This window comes from Citrobacter sp. RHBSTW-00887 (assembly GCF_013728095.1).
Taxonomy (GTDB): domain Bacteria; phylum Pseudomonadota; class Gammaproteobacteria; order Enterobacterales; family Enterobacteriaceae; genus Citrobacter; species Citrobacter braakii.
The window spans coordinates 88,675-104,763 of the sequence record NZ_CP056268.1 but is presented as its reverse complement, the minus strand read 5'-3'; the positions used below and the strand labels follow the sequence as shown (position 1 = coordinate 104,763).

General features: G+C 57.1%; 15 protein-coding genes and 1 pseudogene. 12 read left to right on the top strand and 4 right to left on the bottom strand.

Annotated features, from left to right (window positions below; all coding sequences use genetic code 11):
* Positions 1-141: 141 nt before the first annotated feature.
* Both HV314_RS26040 and HV314_RS26035 read right to left on the bottom strand, forming a co-directional pair.
* Complete coding sequence (locus HV314_RS26040; protein WP_016241527.1) at positions 142-2,829, bottom strand: cation-transporting P-type ATPase; 2,688 nt, start codon at positions 2,827-2,829, stop codon at positions 142-144.
* Positions 2,830-2,879: 50 nt separating this feature from the next.
* Entirely contained in the window at positions 2,880-3,311 is a 432-nt protein-coding gene (locus HV314_RS26035) for a universal stress protein (RefSeq protein WP_016241528.1), read from the bottom strand.
* Between the two features lie 524 nt (positions 3,312-3,835).
* On the opposite strand from HV314_RS26035, the gene HV314_RS26030 reads away from it, so the two are divergent.
* From HV314_RS26030 to HV314_RS26020, 3 genes are all read left to right on the top strand, one after another.
* Positions 3,836-4,921 carry an efflux RND transporter periplasmic adaptor subunit gene (locus tag HV314_RS26030; RefSeq protein ID WP_016241530.1) on the top strand — a complete coding sequence of 362 codons (1,086 nt, stop codon included), beginning with the start codon at positions 3,836-3,838 and terminating at the stop codon, positions 4,919-4,921.
* A complete protein-coding gene (locus tag HV314_RS26025; protein WP_045270087.1) occupies positions 4,921-7,977 on the top strand; it encodes an efflux RND transporter permease subunit in 3,057 nt (1,018 codons plus the stop codon). The genes HV314_RS26030 and HV314_RS26025 overlap by 1 nt, the downstream gene beginning before the upstream one ends.
* Positions 7,978-8,169: 192 nt before the next feature.
* On the top strand, positions 8,170-9,093 hold the full coding sequence (locus HV314_RS26020; RefSeq protein ID WP_024196075.1) for an acyltransferase: 924 nt from the start codon (positions 8,170-8,172) through the stop codon (positions 9,091-9,093).
* A 7-nt stretch (positions 9,094-9,100) separates the two neighbouring features.
* Here HV314_RS26020 and pagP read toward each other — a convergent pair whose 3' ends face one another.
* A complete protein-coding gene (gene pagP, locus HV314_RS26015; RefSeq protein WP_045270086.1) occupies positions 9,101-9,676 on the bottom strand; it encodes a lipid IV(A) palmitoyltransferase PagP in 576 nt (191 codons plus the stop codon).
* A 48-nt stretch (positions 9,677-9,724) separates the two neighbouring features.
* Positions 9,725-10,180: an Hg(II)-responsive transcriptional regulator gene (merR, locus tag HV314_RS26010; RefSeq protein WP_001166628.1), complete on the bottom strand. Its 456-nt coding sequence runs from the start codon at positions 10,178-10,180 to the stop codon at positions 9,725-9,727.
* Positions 10,181-10,251: 71 nt separating this feature from the next.
* On the opposite strand from merR, the gene merT reads away from it, so the two are divergent.
* The 9 genes and pseudogenes from merT (at position 10,252) to HV314_RS25965 (ending at position 16,051) form a co-directional block, all read left to right on the top strand.
* Positions 10,252-10,602: a mercuric ion transporter MerT gene (gene merT / locus HV314_RS26005; RefSeq protein WP_031623830.1), complete on the top strand. Its 351-nt coding sequence runs from the start codon at positions 10,252-10,254 to the stop codon at positions 10,600-10,602.
* 15 nt (positions 10,603-10,617) lie between these two features.
* Entirely contained in the window at positions 10,618-10,893 is a 276-nt protein-coding gene (merP, locus tag HV314_RS26000; RefSeq protein WP_000732275.1) for a mercury resistance system periplasmic binding protein MerP, read from the top strand.
* 27 nt (positions 10,894-10,920) lie between these two features.
* On the top strand, positions 10,921-11,346 hold the full coding sequence (gene merC / locus HV314_RS25995; RefSeq protein ID WP_000522996.1) for an organomercurial transporter MerC: 426 nt from the start codon (positions 10,921-10,923) through the stop codon (positions 11,344-11,346).
* Positions 11,347-11,384: 38 nt separating this feature from the next.
* The gene (merA, locus tag HV314_RS25990) at positions 11,385-13,070 is read left to right on the top strand and encodes a mercury(II) reductase (protein WP_181548136.1); all 1,686 of its coding nucleotides are present in this window, start codon (positions 11,385-11,387) and stop codon (positions 13,068-13,070) included.
* A gap of 17 nt (positions 13,071-13,087) precedes the next feature.
* The gene (gene merD / locus HV314_RS25985; RefSeq protein ID WP_001277466.1) at positions 13,088-13,453 is read left to right on the top strand and encodes a mercury resistance co-regulator MerD; all 366 of its coding nucleotides are present in this window, start codon (positions 13,088-13,090) and stop codon (positions 13,451-13,453) included.
* Positions 13,450-13,686 (top strand): broad-spectrum mercury transporter MerE, encoded by a 237-nt coding sequence (gene merE / locus HV314_RS25980; protein ID WP_001087807.1) that lies wholly within the window; start codon positions 13,450-13,452, stop codon positions 13,684-13,686. Before merD ends, merE begins: the two co-directional genes overlap by 4 nt.
* 50 nt (positions 13,687-13,736) lie before the next feature.
* Positions 13,737-13,964: pseudogene (locus HV314_RS25975) on the top strand (DUF3330 domain-containing protein); the annotation flags it as partial.
* A 129-nt stretch (positions 13,965-14,093) separates the two neighbouring features.
* On the top strand, positions 14,094-14,651 hold the full coding sequence (locus HV314_RS25970; RefSeq protein ID WP_001162010.1) for a recombinase family protein: 558 nt from the start codon (positions 14,094-14,096) through the stop codon (positions 14,649-14,651).
* A 2-nt stretch (positions 14,652-14,653) separates the two neighbouring features.
* On the top strand, positions 14,654-16,051 hold the full coding sequence (locus tag HV314_RS25965; protein WP_045269836.1) for a DUF4158 domain-containing protein: 1,398 nt from the start codon (positions 14,654-14,656) through the stop codon (positions 16,049-16,051).
* Positions 16,052-16,089: the final 38 nt, after the last annotated feature.

Sequence of the window (16,089 nt, the reverse complement as noted above, 5' to 3'; positions counted from 1 at the left end):
AAACGGAAAAGCCGACGCGTTATGCGTCGGCTTTTGTTTTTTGGTTTTCCACGGTGGCGGCGCGCTGCGTCTGTCCGGGCTACCGATTATGCGGCTGTCTGGTAGCCCGGACAGGTGCGCAGCACCGCCTCCGGGAATGACTCAGGCCGTGCGCCACTTGCGCGTCAGCGGCTTCTCAATTTCCACAATCAGGAACATCACAAAACCGATAATAAAGGTGATCACCCAGTAGCGGAACGGCAGCGCTTCGGTACCGAACAGCATCTGCATAAACGGCGCGTAGATAATCAGCAGTTGCAGCACCAGCAACACGCCGCTGACAATCCAGATACCCCGGTTCGCCAGCAGCCCTTTGCTCAGTGAGAAACCATCCGCCACCCGGCAGTTGAGCATATAAAACCACTGTGCGGTGACCAGCGTCTGCAACAGTACGGTGCGGATAAACTCAGGTGAGTAGCCTCGCGGCTGTAGCCAGGCCTCCAGCACAAAGGCGCTCACGGCGATCATCGAACCGACAAAAATTACCCGCCAGATGGCAAAGCCGTCCATCGCATGCAGCTTAGGATCGCGCGGCGGACGGCGCATGATGTTCTTTTCACCGGCTTCGAACGCCAGACCAAACGACAGCGTGGCCGACGTCGCCATGTTCATCCACAAAATCAACACCGGCGTCAGCGGAATCAAATTCCCCGCCAGCAGCGCGATAATGATTAACAACCCCTGCGCCAGGTTGGTTGGCATAATGAACAAGATCGTTTTCTTCAGGTTATCGTAAACCCGCCGCCCTTCCCTGACTGCACTGGCGATGGTGGCGAAGTTATCATCGGTCAGCACCATATCAGCGGCCTCTTTGGTCACTTCGGTGCCCTTGATGCCCATCGCGATACCAACATCGGCCTGCTTCAGCGCCGGGGCGTCGTTCACCCCATCACCGGTCATCCCGACCACCTCTTTCCTGCTTTGCAGCGCCTGAACCAGACGGAACTTATCTTCCGGACTGGTACGGGCAAAAATATCGAATTTCTGCGCCGCTTCACTCAGTTGGGTATCGTCCATCACCTCCAGCTCGCGCCCGGTAATGGCGTTCCCGGCGTTGCCGATCCCCAGCATCTTGCCGATACTCATCGCCGTTTGCGGGTGGTCCCCGGTGATCATCTTCACGCGGATCCCCGCCTGCAGGCAGTCGCCGATAGCGGTAATGGCCTCTGGTCGCGGCGGGTCCATCATCCCGGCGATCCCTAACAGAATGACGCCATGCTGCAAATCCTGATGGGTGAGTTCGGTTTGCCCGTCAGCCGCCGGTTTCCACGCTGCCGCCACCATGCGCAGCCCTTCCCGCGCGTACTCTTCAATTTTCGCTTCCCAATACGGCTGGTCCAGCGGCTCCAGCCCATGGTCGGTTTGCTGATGCTGACACAGGCGGAACAGCACATCTGGCGCACCGGTAATTAAAATCGTCTCCTCATTGCCGATGCGGTACAGCGTTGACATATATTTGTATTGCGAATCAAAGGGGATCTTACTGCGCAGTTCGGTGCTCGCCGGCGAAAGCGTCACTTTCGCCGCCAGCACCTTCAGCGCCCCTTCCGTAGGGCCGCCAGTGATTTTCCACAACCCGCTTTCATCTTTGATTAGCTGGCTGTCGTTACACAGGTCGATGGTGCGCAGATAGCGCTCCAGCAGCGTGCCCGGCGCGACGGTTATCGGGTCCGGCTCATCGATCGGGTGAATATTCCCCACCGGCTCGTAGCTGTCCCCTTCCACCCGATAGACTTTATCGGCGGTGATAACGGCCTTAACCGTCATCTCGTTCATGGTCAGCGTCCCGGTTTTATCCGAGCAAATAACCGTCATCGCCCCTAGCGTTTCGACCGTCGGCAGCTTGCGGATAATCGCCTTCTGCCGGGCCATGGTTTGCACGCCAAGCGAGAGGATAATCGAGATAATCGCCGGCAGCCCTTCCGGTACCGACGCCACCGCCAGGCTAATCAGCGACAGCATCAGTTCAGAAACCGGCATATCGCGGAACAGCAGGCTAAAGACGAATAGCGCAGCCATCATCACCAGAATGATGATAAAGATGGCTTTGCCGAGCTTATCCATCTGCACCAACAGCGGAGTACGGTGTTTCTCGATATCCGCCATCATCTGGTTAATGTGGCCCAGCTCGGTATCGCCACCGGTTGCCACCACCAGGCCTTTGCCACCGCCGGAGCTTACCGTGGTGCCTGAGAACAACAGGTTCGTCCGGTCACCCAACGGCAGTTCGCCGCTAAGCGCTTCGGTACTTTTCTCCACCACCGTTGATTCACCGGTCAGAATCGCCTCTTCCACCCGTAGGTTATGCGCTTCGATAACCCGCAGGTCTGCTGGAATGCGGTCGCCGGCGCGGATCACCACGATATCGCCGGGAACCAGCGCCGTGGTCGGAATGGTTTCATGATTCCCCTGACGAACCACCACCGCTTCGCTGGAGAGCATATTGCGAATGCTCTGGAGCGATTTTTCGGCGTTACTCTCCTGAATATGACCAATCAGGGCGTTGATCACCGCCACGCCGAGGATCACCAGAGTATCGACCCAGTGGCCCATCACCGCCGTCAATAGCGCCGCCGCCAGCAAGACGTAAATCAGCACATCATTAAAATGCGCCAGAAAACGCAGCCATGCCGGTTTACCCGCTTTTTGCGGTAGCGCATTTTCACCGTACTGCTGTAAGCGCGCCGTCGCTTCAGCGCTGCTGATGCCATCGGGAGTGCTGTTGGTGCTGGTCAGGGTTTCATCCACGGAGAGCTGATAAAACGGGCCGCCCGGTTTTTCTGTATTCATAGTTATCTCCTCACTCCTGTAACGGAAATCAGGACAGCCTCAGGCTGCCCTTAGCGCACCACAAAAACCGGCACATGGGCATAACGCACGATACTTGCCGCCTCTGAACCCAACAGATGGGTTTGAATATTGGGATTGCGTGAGCCAATGATCACCACATCCGCCTTCAGTTCATCTGCCAGTTTCGTCACTTCATCGCGGACGTTGCCGCTGCGAATATGAATCTGGACATCGCTTTCCTTCAGAGAGAGTTTATTGATGAGTTCAGCGAGTTTTTCTTTTGAATTATTAACCAGATAGTCTTCCATTTTTCGCGCATCGGAAATAAATCCGCGCGTCAGTGCAGGAGAAAATGTCGGGATGACGTTGAGTAAATGAATCTGCCCGGAGGAGCTTTGCGCGAGGAATTGAGCATGGGACAAAGCCTTGTCCGCAAGGCCGGTTTCAAACACATCAACCGGGACGAGGATATTTTTATACATAGAGACAATCCTTTTATTACCTATAAAAAAAGGTGGTGAAAACAGCGCAGACAATGGCGCTGAGGAAGAAATCTCGATTCGAAGTATGATGGGTATAATTAAACGTAGCACACGGCGATTAACATTATTAAGATGCCAATTAATATATTGAAAAATATCACAGACTCAGTCGACCTCAGACAATTCAACTGAAAACCCAGCAAAATCGTCAACATTACCGCAAATTTTACTCTTTTTAACATTTCCTTTTTTCAACGACTATGCTCATTATCAGAGGCCTGCGCGCCTCTAAAAACCATTCAACAATTATGTAGATAAGAATCTACTTAGCACAAGGTTGATACCAGAGGAGGAGCAATGTTCGGCTACAGCCTGTTTCGCCTGAGCCTGTTTATTGCCCTGGCAATAATCGCCTGTACGGCTTCCGGGTTATTTACCTATTTAGTGGTCTCAGCGCTGGCTGAATAAAGCCGGCATTTGTGAAAAATATGTAAAATAAAACCTTTAGCACCGAGGGGAATACAGTGAACCGTTATTTTTCTCTCATTCCCGTTGTTATTTTAATAACAACGGCTTGCGATCAGAAAGCACCGCAAGTTACCCCGCTGCCGCGGATGGTAAAAGTTGCGGATGTCGTCGCCATTGGTGATTCACAGCAGCGCATTTTTCCTGCCCGTATTGAATCCGGGGATTCTACCGATCTGTCGTTCAAACGCGGCGGACAGATTGAATCCCTTGATGTGCGTCAGGGAGCCAGTATCTCTCAGGGGCAAGCGCTCGCCCGGCTCAACGCCCGGGAAGCGCAGCAACGCGTCAACGAACGGCAGACCGCAGCAACCCTCGCTCAGCGGCAGTTCGACCGCTTCCAGACGCTGGCCGGTCGCCAGGCCATTTCAAAAGCGGAAATGGATATCCAGCGGGCCAACCGTGATTCCGCCAACGCTGCGCTAAAAATCGCCCGCGAAGAGCTAAGTCAAATGACGCTCACCGCGCCGTTTAGCGGTATTGCCGCCAGCGTCCCGATCCGTAATCACCAGGTTGTCGCCGCCGGACAGCCGATCGTCACCCTGACGCGAACCGATCTGCTCGACGTGGTGTTCAGCATTCCGGAGAATCTTTTTACGACTATTGATATCCGCAATGCGCAGTATCGTCCGGTGGTGAAAATCAACTCTATGCCGGACCGTCAGTTCACCGCCGAATATAAAGAACATACCGGTAGCAGCGACAGCAACACTCTGACCTGGCAGATCATTTTAACCATGCCGCGCCCGGCCGATTTTCCGTCAGTGGGCGGCGTGAGTGGGACCGTGACGGTCAATCTGGCAAACCTGCCCGCCAGCGCGGGCGATAAAGCCGTCGTGGTGCCGGTTGAAGCGGTATTTAATCCGGATAATCGCCAGCGCAATGAGCCCCACGTCTGGGTAGTTAAAGGCGAAGGCGAACAGCTACAGCTTGAGGACAGAAAAGTTGGCGTCGGCCAGGTCACCTCTCAGGGAGTGGTCATTACCGAAGGGCTTAGCGTCGGCGAGCGCGTCGTGGCGGCAGGCGTCAGTGAACTGCATGCGCAGCAACCGGTTCGAATCTGGACGCGTGAACGAGGTTTGTAATGGATATCTCTCGTCAGTTTATTAACAACCCGATTCGCGTCTGGCTGACTATTTTACTGCTGGGCATCGGGGGTATTTTCGCCCTGCTGAATATCGGTCGCCTGGAAGACCCGGCGTTTACCATCAAGACCGCCGTGGTCATCACCCACTATCCGGGAGCCTCGGCGCAGCAGGTTGAGGAAGAAGTCACCCTGCCGCTGGAGAACGCGCTGCAACAGCTGCCCTATCTGGACAACGTCAGCTCAATTTCCTCCAATGGTCTGTCGCAAATCACCGTCAATATCGCCTCGAATTATCACTCCAGCGAGCTGCCGCAAATCTGGGATGAGCTGCGCCGTCGGGTAGGAGACGCCGCCCGGATGTTCCCGCCCGGCGTGGCCTCCCCCTTTGTGAACGACGATTTTGGCGATGTCTTTGGCTTCTTCTTTGCTATCTCCGGCGAGAGCTTTACCAACCCTGAGCTGGTCCGCTACGCCGAGCAGCTCAGGCGCGAACTGGTGCTGGTTCCCGGCGTTGGCAAAGTCGCTATCGGCGGTGCGATCCCACAACAAATCAATATCGATATCTCGCTGGCAAAAATGACCGCCCGCGGTATCACGCTCAACCAACTGGCGGCAATCCTCAGTCGCTTGAACGTAGTGTCTAACGCCGGTGAGATTAAATCCGGCAGCGAGTCAATTCGCCTGCATCCAACGGGGGAGTTTGAAAATCTCGACGAGCTGGGCGATTTGTTAATCAGCCCGCACGGCTCAGGTTCAGCGACGCGATTGCGCGATATTGCCACGCTATCGCGCGGACTCAGCGAATCTCCTTCCAGCATTTATCACGCTAATGGCCGCCAGGCGGTCACTATGGGGGTGTCGTTTATTCCCGGCGTCAACGTCATTGACGTTGGTCGCGCGCTGGAAAGCAAACTGGATCAGATGTCGGCGGAAAAACCGGCAGGGATCAAAATTGACCTGTTCTACGACCAGGCTGCAGAAGTGGCTCACTCGGTGAACGGCTTTATCACTAACTTCCTGATGGCACTGGCCATTGTCGTCGGCGTGCTGCTGATCTTTATGGGCGTGCGCAGCGGTATCATTATTGCCCTGTCGTTAGCGCTTAACGTGCTCGGTACGCTGCTGATTATGTATCTGTGGGGCATCGAGCTACAGCGTATCTCGCTGGGGGCGCTGATTATCGCCCTGAGTATGCTGGTCGATAATGCCATCGTCATCGTCGAAGGGGTACTCATTGCCCGCCAGCAGGGGTCGACGCTGCTCACGGCGATTAATTATGTGATTCGCCGCTCGGCGCTGCCGCTGCTGGGGGCGACGGTGATTGCTATTCTCGCCTTTGCGCCGATTGGCCTGTCGCAGGACTCCACCGGAGAATACTGCAAATCACTGCTCCAGGTGCTGCTGATTTCACTCATGCTGAGCTGGTTCTCAGCGTTAACCATCACGCCAGTACTGATTAAATGGTGGCTGTTCAAAGGGCAACAGCCGCCTGCTGAAACCTCGGATACCGACCCCTACAGCGGGCGCTTTTATCGCATTTATCAGCAGATTCTGCACACCCTACTGATGCGCAAAGCGATCACCCTGACCGTCATGGCGGCGCTGCTGGCAGCTTCAATATGGGGATTCGGCTCGGTGCGGCAGAACTTTTTCCCCTCATCGAACACGCCTATCTTCTTTGTTGACCTCTGGCTTCCCTATGGCACTGATATTGCGACAACCGAAAAGATGGCCAGCGATATTGAAACCTCGATTAACGGCCAGCCGGGCGTTGTCACCACCATCGCCACCGTTGGTCAGGGCAGTATGCGTTTTATCCTCACCTACAGCGGGCAACGGCAATACAGCAACTACGCGCAGATCATGGTACGCATGGACGACCAGCGCAGTATTAACGCTCTGACGCAGCATGTTGACAGCTATATTGCGCGCAACTATCCGCAGGTTAATGCCAGCAGCAAACGCGTGATGTTCGGCCCTTCCGGCGATAGCGCCATTGAAGTGCGCATCAAAGGCCCGGATCCCGACCGCCTGCGCCTGCTCGCCAGCCAGGTGGGCGATATTCTCTCCGCAGACCCGGCCACCGACGGCGTGCGCAACGACTGGCAGAACCGCAGCAAGGTTATCCGCCCACAATATTCCGCCAGCTTAGGCCGCGAACTGGGAGTAGATAAACAGGATATCGATAACGCGCTGGAGATGAATTTCTCTGGTAGCCGTGCGGGACTCTATCGCGAAGGGGCTGACCTGCTGCCGGTGGTGGTTCGCCCACCAGCCGCCGAGCGCCAGGATGCTAACCACCTGAATAATGTGCTGGTCTGGAGCCAAAACCGCCAGCAGTATATCCCGCTCAGTAACGTGGTCAGCGGCTTTAATCTCGAGTGGGAAGATCCTTTGATCCTGCGCCGCGACCGCAGCCGCGTACTGACCGTGCAGACCGACCCCGATCCGCTGAGCAATCAAACCTCAGGCGATATTCTGGCGCGCGTGAAGCCGCAAATCGATGCCCTCGCCCTACCGCACGGCTACAGTATTGAGTGGGGCGGCGACGCGGAGAATTCCCGCGAAGCGCAGCAGGGGTTGTTCACCACCCTGCCGCTGGGTTACCTGGTGATGTTTGTTATCACTGTGCTGATGTTCAGCTCGCTGAAAAACGCGATCGCTATCTGGCTGACGGTGCCGCTGGCGCTGATTGGCGTAACGCCAGGCTTTTTGATTACCGGTATTCCTTTTGGCTTTATGGCATTGATAGGCTTGCTTAGCCTGAGCGGGATGTTGATTCGTAACGGCATCGTGCTGGTTGAGGAAATTGAGCAGCAGAAGCAGGAAAAAGCGCAGCAGGAAGCCATTATTTATGCCGCCACCTCGCGTCTGCGCCCTATTCTGCTGACCGCCTTCACCACCGTTCTCGGTCTGGCCCCTTTATTATTGGATGTCTTCTTCCAGAGTATGGCGGTAGTTATTATGTTTGGTCTGGGTTTTGCTACTATTCTGACGCTGCTGGTTCTGCCAGTGATTTACGCCTGTTTCCATAATAAGAGCCTATCCCAGTAGGCGTATATTGTTGCAGCCAGTTTGGGCACGGACAGCGCGCAACAACCGAAGCGTACACGCAGTACGTGAGGCTTGTGAGCACTGCCCAGGACCAAAATGGCAAATAAAATAGCCTAATGGGATAGGCTCTAAGGATATGAAGCCACAATAATGAACAGTACCGGATTAAATATTATTAAAACGCTGGGATGCATGACGGCGGTGACCTTCTTCACCATTTATAACACCCGGGATCACTATGATTACGACTATCACTGGATCCTCGGTTTTCTGACGTTTATTTCGACCATAGCCACGCCGCTGTTTTTTGTGGTGGCGGGCTATCTGGATTCGCAGTCACGGCACGATGCGCAGTGGCAAATGGGTAAAATCAAAAGCGTAGTTATCGTCTTCCTGTTCTGGATGACAGTGTACTATCTCTGGGAACCCTACCAGCGCGGTTATCTTATCCAGCCGTGGTTTGTTTTTGCCTTTATTGTGATTTACACCTTTCATCCGCTTATCGAGTGGCTCAGCCAGCGACGCAAGCTATTTTTCGGCGTGGTATTTGCGCTGCTGTTGCTCTCATATGGCTACGATCTGCTGTCCGCGCTGTATCCTGATGTTCATGCGCTGAGCCTGGCCCCGCAGTACCGTTTGTGGACCTGGCTGCTGTTTTACCTGACCGGCCAGCTGTTCAGCGATCCGCTGGTCGCCAGTTGGCTGACCCGCGAGAGAGTGGTGAAAGGCGCGATGATCGCCATTCCGTTTATTTATCTCTTCACCTGGTTTTACGAGCGCCATTTCTTCTTCGCCCTGTTTAAGGCTGACAGAAATGCGTTCATTCTTACCGGATCACAAATTTATATTTTGGTGGTGGCGCTGGTGATTGCCGCCAACGGCGTGCGGTTTCGTAAAAACAGCGAGTTTAAAGAGACCATTCTGGCGACTATCAGCAAAACGATGACCGGCGTCTATATTCTTCACTACTCCGTTTTTCATCTGCTGACCGCGCTTATCCCAATTAGCTCGCTGGGAACCAAGTTAATGCTGATTGTCCTGACGTTCATCGCCTCGGTGTTAATTTCAATGCTAGCGCTGTCCAATTCGCTGGTGAAAAAGGTGATTACGATTTGATGCCCTCTTAAAAACCGTAGCGCAGCCACGCAAACAGCACGTTGCCGTTATTGTAGGTGCCGGGAATATAGGTGAACTGCACGCTCAGGCGGCGATAGCTGGCGGAAAAGAGCGGCAAAATAATCGGTAGCGGTACGTAGTTGGCGAAGTCTTCTCGGGCGGTGATCCCGGCGGTCACCCCAAGCCCCAGGCGAAAATCGCGACTACTGTCCAGATACCAGCCCTTCTCCCAGCCGTAGCCGATAATCGGCTGCCACTCGTTGTGCGAATCCTTAAACATCATCGCGTAGAGTGAGCTCCAGTTACCTTCTTCGTTATATCTTGAGACACCAAATCCCCCGCCCCACGGCATCTCATTGTAGTTATCGGTTTTCTCTTTATCGTACATAAAGCGGTTGTGCCAGCTGAGAAATGGCAGATACAGGTCGTAGTTTTGCGGCTGATTCCAGGTTTGCGAGACATCGTCTTTTAGCCAGTTCCACCAGCCGCTGACGCGTTGTTCGCCATAAACCTTTGTTTCCGCCTGTACCGCAAAGGCGAAAATAAACAGAGTTCCCCACACTATCCGCAGACAACGTCGCATTGTTTTATCCTTAAAGGGGTCGTCTCAGAATTCGGAAAATAAAGCACGCTAAGGCGTAGTCACCCCGTGACTCCCCCGCGCCGATGCAGCGAGCTTCGTTCCGTCTTGCAGTGACGCAATCAGCGGGCAGGAAACGTTCCCTTTCCGCGCATGGCAGGCGCACACCAGTTCAGACAGCACGGCCTCCATGCGTGCCAAGTCGGCCATCTTCTCGCGCACATCCTTGAGCTTGTGCTCGGCCAGGCCGCTGGCTTCCTCGCAATGGGTGCCATCCTCCAGCCGCAGTAGCTCGGCGATTTCGTCCAGGCTAAAGCCCAGCCGCTGGGCCGATTTCACGAACCGCACTCGTGTTACATCCGCCTCGCCATAGCGGCGAATGCTGCCATAGGGCTTGTCTGGCTCCGGCAGCAGGCCCTTGCGCTGGTAGAACCGGATGGTCTCCACATTGACCCCGGCCGCCTTGGCAAAAACGCCAATGGTCAGATTCTCAAAATTAATTTGCATATCGCTTGACTCCGTACATAACTACGGAAGTAAGCTTAAGCTATCCAAACCAAATTTGAAAGGACAAGCGTATGTCTGAACCACAAAACGGGCGCGGCGCGCTCTTCGCCGGTGGGCTGGCCGCCATTCTTGCGTCGGCCTGCTGCCTGGGGCCGCTGGTTTTGATCGCCTTGGGGTTCAGCGGGGCATGGATCGGCAACCTGACGGTGCTGGAACCCTATCGCCCGATCTTCATCGGCGCAGCGCTGGTCGCGCTGTTTTTCGCCTGGCGGCGCATCTACCGCCCGGCGCAAGCCTGCAAACCGGGTGAGGTCTGCGCGATTCCCCAAGTGCGAGCTACTTACAAGCTCATTTTCTGGATCGTGGCCGCGCTGGTCCTGGTCTCGCTCGGATTTCCCTACGTCATGCCATTTTTCTATTAATCACAGGAGTTCATCATGAAAAAACTGTTTGCCGCCCTCGCCCTCGCTGCCGTTGTTGCCCCCGTGTGGGCCGCCACCCAGACCGTCACGCTGTCCGTGCCTGGCATGACCTGCGCCTCTTGCCCGATCACTGTCAAGCACGCGCTTTCCAAGGTTGAGGGCGTGAGCAAGACCGACGTAAGTTTCGACAAGCGCCAGGCCGTCGTCACCTTCGACGATGCCAAGACCAACGTCCAGAAGTTGACCAAGGCGACCGAGGACGCGGGCTATCCGTCCAGCCTCAAACGCTGATCCGTTAACCGAACTCGGGAGCGACACATGGGACTCATCACGCGCATCGCTGGCAAAACCGGCGCGCTCGGCAGCGTCGTTTCCGCGATGGGCTGCGCCGCCTGTTTTCCTGCCATCGCCAGCTTTGGCGCGGCCATCGGACTGGGCTTCTTGAGCCAGTACGAGGGGCTATTCATTGGCATCCTGCTGCCGATGTTCGCCGGCATCGCGTTACTCGCCAATGCTATCGCTTGGCTCAATCATCGACAGTGGCGACGCACGGCGCTCGGCACGATAGGCCCGATCTTGGTGCTGGCAGCGGTGTTTTTAATGCGGGCTTACGGCTGGCAGAGCGGTGGACTGCTCTATGTCGGCCTGGCCTTGATGGTTGGGGTGTCGGTCTGGGATTTCATCTCGCCAGCACATCGCCGCTGCGGGCCGGACAGCTGTGAATTGCCAGAACAACGTGGCTGACGGCAACAGCCGTAGCCACCACAGAAAAGGAAAAATACATGACCACCCTGAAAATCACCGGGATGACCTGCGACTCGTGCGCGGCTCACGTCAAGGAAGCCTTGGAGAAAGTGCCCGGCGTGCAATCGGCGCTGGTGTCCTATCCGAAGGGCACAGCGCAACTCGCCATTGAGGCGGGCACGTCATCGGATGCGCTGACTACCGCCGTGGCCGGACTGGGCTACGAGGCAACGCTTGCCGATGCGCCACCGACGGACAACCGCGCCGGCCTGCTCGACAAGATGCGCGGCTGGATAGGGGCCGCTGATAAGCCCAGTGGCAACGAACGCCCGTTGCAGGTCGTCGTCATTGGTAGCGGTGGAGCCGCGATGGCGGCAGCACTGAAGGCCGTCGAGCAAGGCGCGCAGGTCACGCTGATTGAGCGCGGCACCATCGGCGGCACCTGCGTCAACGTCGGTTGTGTGCCGTCCAAGATCATGATCCGCGCCGCCCACATCGCCCATCTGCGCCGGGAAAGCCCATTCGACGGCGGCATGCCACCCACACCGCCGACGATCTTGCGCGAGCGGCTGCTGGCCCAGCAGCAGGCCCGTGTCGAAGAACTCCGTCATGCCAAGTACGAAGGCATCCTGGACGGCAATTCAGCCATCACCGTTCTGCACGGTGAAGCGCGTTTCAAGGACGACCAGAGCCTTATCGTTAGTTTGAACGAGGGTGGCGAGCGCGTCGTGATGTTCGACCGCTGCCTGGTCGCCACGGGTGCCAGCCCGGCGGTCCCGCCGATTCCGGGCTTGAAAGAGTCACCCTACTGGACTTCCACCGAGGCCCTGGCGAGCGACACCATTCCCGAACGCCTTGCCGTAATCGGCTCGTCGGTGGTGGCGCTGGAGCTGGCGCAAGCCTTTGCCCGGCTGGGCAGCAAGGTCACGGCCCTGGCGCGCAATACCTTGTTCTTCCGTGAAGACCCGGCCATCGGCGAGGCGGTGACAGCCGCTTTCCGTGCCGAGGGCATCGAGGTGCTGGAGCACACGCAAGCCAGCCAGGTCGCCCATATGGACGGTGAATTCGTGCTGACCACCACGCACGGTGAATTGCGCGCCGACAAGCTGCTGGTCGCCACCGGCCGGACACCGAACACGCGCAGCCTGGCATTGGAAGCGGCGGGGGTAGCCGTCAATGCGCAGGGGGCCATCGTCATCGACAAGGGCATGCGCACCAGTAGCCCGAACATCTACGCGGCCGGCGACTGCACCGACCAGCCGCAGTTCGTCTATGTGGCGGCAGCGGCCGGCACTCGTGCGGCGATCAACATGACTGGCGGCGATGCGGCCCTGGACCTGACCGCAATGCCGGCCGTGGTGTTCACCGACCCGCAGGTCGCCACCGTGGGCTACAGCGAGGCGGAAGCACATCACGACGGGATCGAGACCGACAGTCGCCTGCTAACACTGGATAACGTGCCGCGTGCGCTTGCCAACTTCGACACAAGCGGCTTCATCAAGCTGGTCATCGAGGAAGGTAGCGGACGGCTCATCGGCGTGCAAGCGGTGGCCCCGGAAGCGGGTGAACTGATCCAGACGGCGGTGCTCGCCATTCGCAACCGTATGACCGTGCAGGAACTGGCCGACCAATTGTTCCCCTACCTGACCATGGTCGAAGGGCTGAAGCTCGCGGCGCAGACCTTCAGCAAGGACGTGAAGCAGCTTTCGTGCTGCGCCGGATGAGGAAAAGGAGGTGTTCAATGAGCGCCTACACAGTGTCCCGGCTGGCCCTTGATGCCGGGGTGAGCGTGCATATCGTGCGCGACTACCTGCTGCGCGGATTGCTACGGCCGGTCGCGTACACCACGGGCGGCTACGGCTTGTTCGATGACACCGCGTTGCAACGGCTGCGCTTTGTACGGGCTGCCTTCGAAGCGGGTATCGGCCTGGACGCACTGGCGCGGCTGTGCCGGGCGCTGGATGCTGCGGACGGTGACGGTGCGTCTGCGCAGCTTGCCGTGTTGCGGCAACTCGTCGAGCGTCGGCGCGAGGCCCTGGCCAGCCTCGAAATGCAACTGGCCGCCATGCCAACCGAACCGGCACAGCACGCGGAGAGTCTGCCATGAACAGCCCAGAGCACTTGCCGTCTGAGACGCACAAACCGATCACCGGCTACTTGTGGGGCGCGCTGGCCGTGCTCACCTGTCCCTGCCATTTGCCGATTCTCGCCATTGTGCTAGCCGGCACGACGGCCGGCGCGTTCATCGGGGAGCACTGGGGTATTGCAGCCCTCACGCTGACCGGCTTGTTTGTCCTGTCTGTGACGCGGCTGCTGCGGGCCTTCAAGGGAAGATCATGACCGCTTCCCAGCCAGCCGAGAGTGGGCAGCTTTGAGCTTCGCTACCAATCTGGAGGAGTACCACCATGAACGCAAACGCCCCGAACACTGCCAGTTGCACCACCTGCTGCGTATGCTGCAAAGAAATTCCGCTCGATGCCGCCTTCACCCCGGAAGGCGCGGAATACGTCGAACATTTCTGCGGGCTGGATTGCTATGAACGCTTCCAGGCACGCGCCAAGGCCGCGACAGAATCTGACATTGCACCTGTCCCTGGCGGTTCGCAGCCGTCAGATTGAGGCATACCCTAACCTGATGTCAGATGTTGAGCACAAACAACGTCAGAGTAGGGTATTAATTTATATTTATTGACACATTCAGCCAAGGGTAATAGATTTCATCCTGACATTTTTACCTTTGGAGGCATCTTGCAAGGTCAACGTATCGGCTACGTTCGCGTCAGCAGCTTCGACCAGAATCCTGATCGACAACTGGAACAAATAGAAGTCGGCAAGGTATTCACCGATAAGGCTTCAGGCAAGGACACACAACGTCCCGAACTTGAAAGGCTGCTGGCCTTCGTCCGCGAGGGCGACACCGTGGTGGTGCATAGCATGGACAGGTTGGCACGCAACCTTGATGACCTGCGCCGCATCGTCCAAGGGCTGACACAACGGGGCGTGCGCATGGAGTTCGTCAAAGAAGGGCTAACGTTCACCGGCGAGGACTCACCGATGGCCAATCTGATGCTGTCGGTCATGGGAGCCTTTGCTGAGTTCGAGCGCGCTCTGATCCGCGAACGTCAGCGCGAGGGAATCGTGCTGGCTAAGCAGCGCGGGGCCTACCGGGGACGAAAGAAATCGCTGAACAGCGAACAAATTGCCGAGTTGAAACGGCGAGTTGCGGCAGGCGACCAGAAAACCTTGGTGGCCCGTGACTTCGGCATCAGCCGCGAAACCTTGTACCAGTACCTGCGGGAAGACTGACCATGCCACGCCGCTCAATCCTGTCCGCCACCGAGCGCGAAAGTCTGCTGACACTGCCAGATGCCAAAGACGAACTGATACGGCACTACACGTTCAACGAAACCGACCTGTCGGTGATCCGTCAGCGTCGCGGCGCCGCGAATCGATTGGGCTTCGCCGTGCAGCTTTGCTACTTGCGATTCCCTGGCATCTTCTTGGGCGTCGATGATCCTCCATTTCTGCCCCTGCTGCGCATGGTGGCCGCACAACTCAAGGTGCCGGTGGAAAGCTGGAACCATTACGGCCAGCGCGAGCAGACACGGCGGGAGCACTTGGTCGAGCTGCAAACGGTGTTTGGATTCAAGCCCTTCACCATGAGTCATTACCGGCAAGCCGTGCATACATTGACCGAACTGGCCTTGCAAACAGACAAAGGCATTGTGCTGGCCAGCACCCTTGTTGAAAACCAGCGGCGGCAGAGCATCATCCTACCCGCCATGAATGCCATCGAGCGCGCAAGCGCCGAGGCCATTACCCGTGCCAACCGAAGCATCCATGCGGCATTGGCCGATTCCTTGATACCTGTCCATCGCCAGCGCCTGGACGAACTCCTCAAGCGCAAGGATGGTAGCAAAATGACGTGGCTAGCGTGGCTGCGCCAATCGCCCGCCAAGCCGAACTCGCGCCACATGCTTGAACACATCGAACGCCTCAAAGCCTGGCAGGCGCTTGACCTACCTGCTGGCATCGAACGGCAGGTACACCAAAACCGCTTGCTCAAGATCGCCCGCGAAGGCGGCCAGATGACGCCCGCCGACCTGGCCAAGTTCGAGTCGCAGCGGCGTCACGCCACCTTGGTAGCACTGGCCATCGAGGGCATGGCCACCGTCACTGATGAAATCATCGACCTTCACGACCGTATCATCGGCAAGCTGTTCAATGCGGCCAAGAACAAGCATCAACAGCAGTTCCAGGCTTCCGGCAAGGCGATCAACGACAAGGTGCGGATGTATGGGCGCATCGAGCGCACGCTGTTCATTCTGGATTGGCTGCAAAGCGTGGAGCTGCGCCGCCGCGTCCATGCGGGGCTGAATAAGGGCGAGGCGCGCAACGCGCTGGCCAGGGCGGTCTTCTTCTACCGATTGGGTGAAATCCGCGACCGCAGTTTTGAGCAGCAGCGCTACCGGGCCAGCGGCCTCAATCTGGTGACGGCGGCCATCGTGTTGTGGAACACGGTCTATCTGGAGCGTGCCACCAGTGCTTTGCGTGCCCACGGCAAGGCGCTGGACGACACGTTGCTGCAATATCTGTCCCCGCTGGGGTGGGAGCATATCAACCTGACCGGCGATTACCTATGGCGCAGCAGTGCCAAGGTCGGTGCGGGGAAGTTCAGGCCATTGCGACCGCTGCCACCGGCTTAGCGTGCTTTATTTAATGAGATGGTCACTCCCTCCTTCCC

Excerpts from the sequence above, each read along its gene's own strand:
- HV314_RS26035 (WP_016241528.1), bottom strand. The coding sequence starts at position 3,311 with ATGTATAAAAATATCCTCGTCCCGGTTGATGTGTTTGAAACCGGCCTT.
- merT (WP_031623830.1), top strand. The coding sequence starts at position 10,252 with ATGTCTGAACCACAAAACGGGCGCGGCGCGCTCTTCGCCGGTGGGCTG.
- HV314_RS26025 (WP_045270087.1), top strand. The coding sequence starts at position 4,921 with ATGGATATCTCTCGTCAGTTTATTAACAACCCGATTCGCGTCTGGCTG.
- merE (WP_001087807.1), top strand. The coding sequence starts at position 13,450 with ATGAACAGCCCAGAGCACTTGCCGTCTGAGACGCACAAACCGATCACC.
- pagP (WP_045270086.1), bottom strand. The coding sequence starts at position 9,676 with ATGCGACGTTGTCTGCGGATAGTGTGGGGAACTCTGTTTATTTTCGCC.
- merD (WP_001277466.1), top strand. The coding sequence starts at position 13,088 with ATGAGCGCCTACACAGTGTCCCGGCTGGCCCTTGATGCCGGGGTGAGC.
- HV314_RS26040 (WP_016241527.1), bottom strand. The coding sequence starts at position 2,829 with ATGAATACAGAAAAACCGGGCGGCCCGTTTTATCAGCTCTCCGTGGAT.
- merP (WP_000732275.1), top strand. The coding sequence starts at position 10,618 with ATGAAAAAACTGTTTGCCGCCCTCGCCCTCGCTGCCGTTGTTGCCCCC.
- merC (WP_000522996.1), top strand. The coding sequence starts at position 10,921 with ATGGGACTCATCACGCGCATCGCTGGCAAAACCGGCGCGCTCGGCAGC.
- merR (WP_001166628.1), bottom strand. The coding sequence starts at position 10,180 with ATGCAAATTAATTTTGAGAATCTGACCATTGGCGTTTTTGCCAAGGCG.
- merA (WP_181548136.1), top strand. The coding sequence starts at position 11,385 with ATGACCACCCTGAAAATCACCGGGATGACCTGCGACTCGTGCGCGGCT.
- HV314_RS26020 (WP_024196075.1), top strand. The coding sequence starts at position 8,170 with ATGACGGCGGTGACCTTCTTCACCATTTATAACACCCGGGATCACTAT.
- HV314_RS25965 (WP_045269836.1), top strand. The coding sequence starts at position 14,654 with ATGCCACGCCGCTCAATCCTGTCCGCCACCGAGCGCGAAAGTCTGCTG.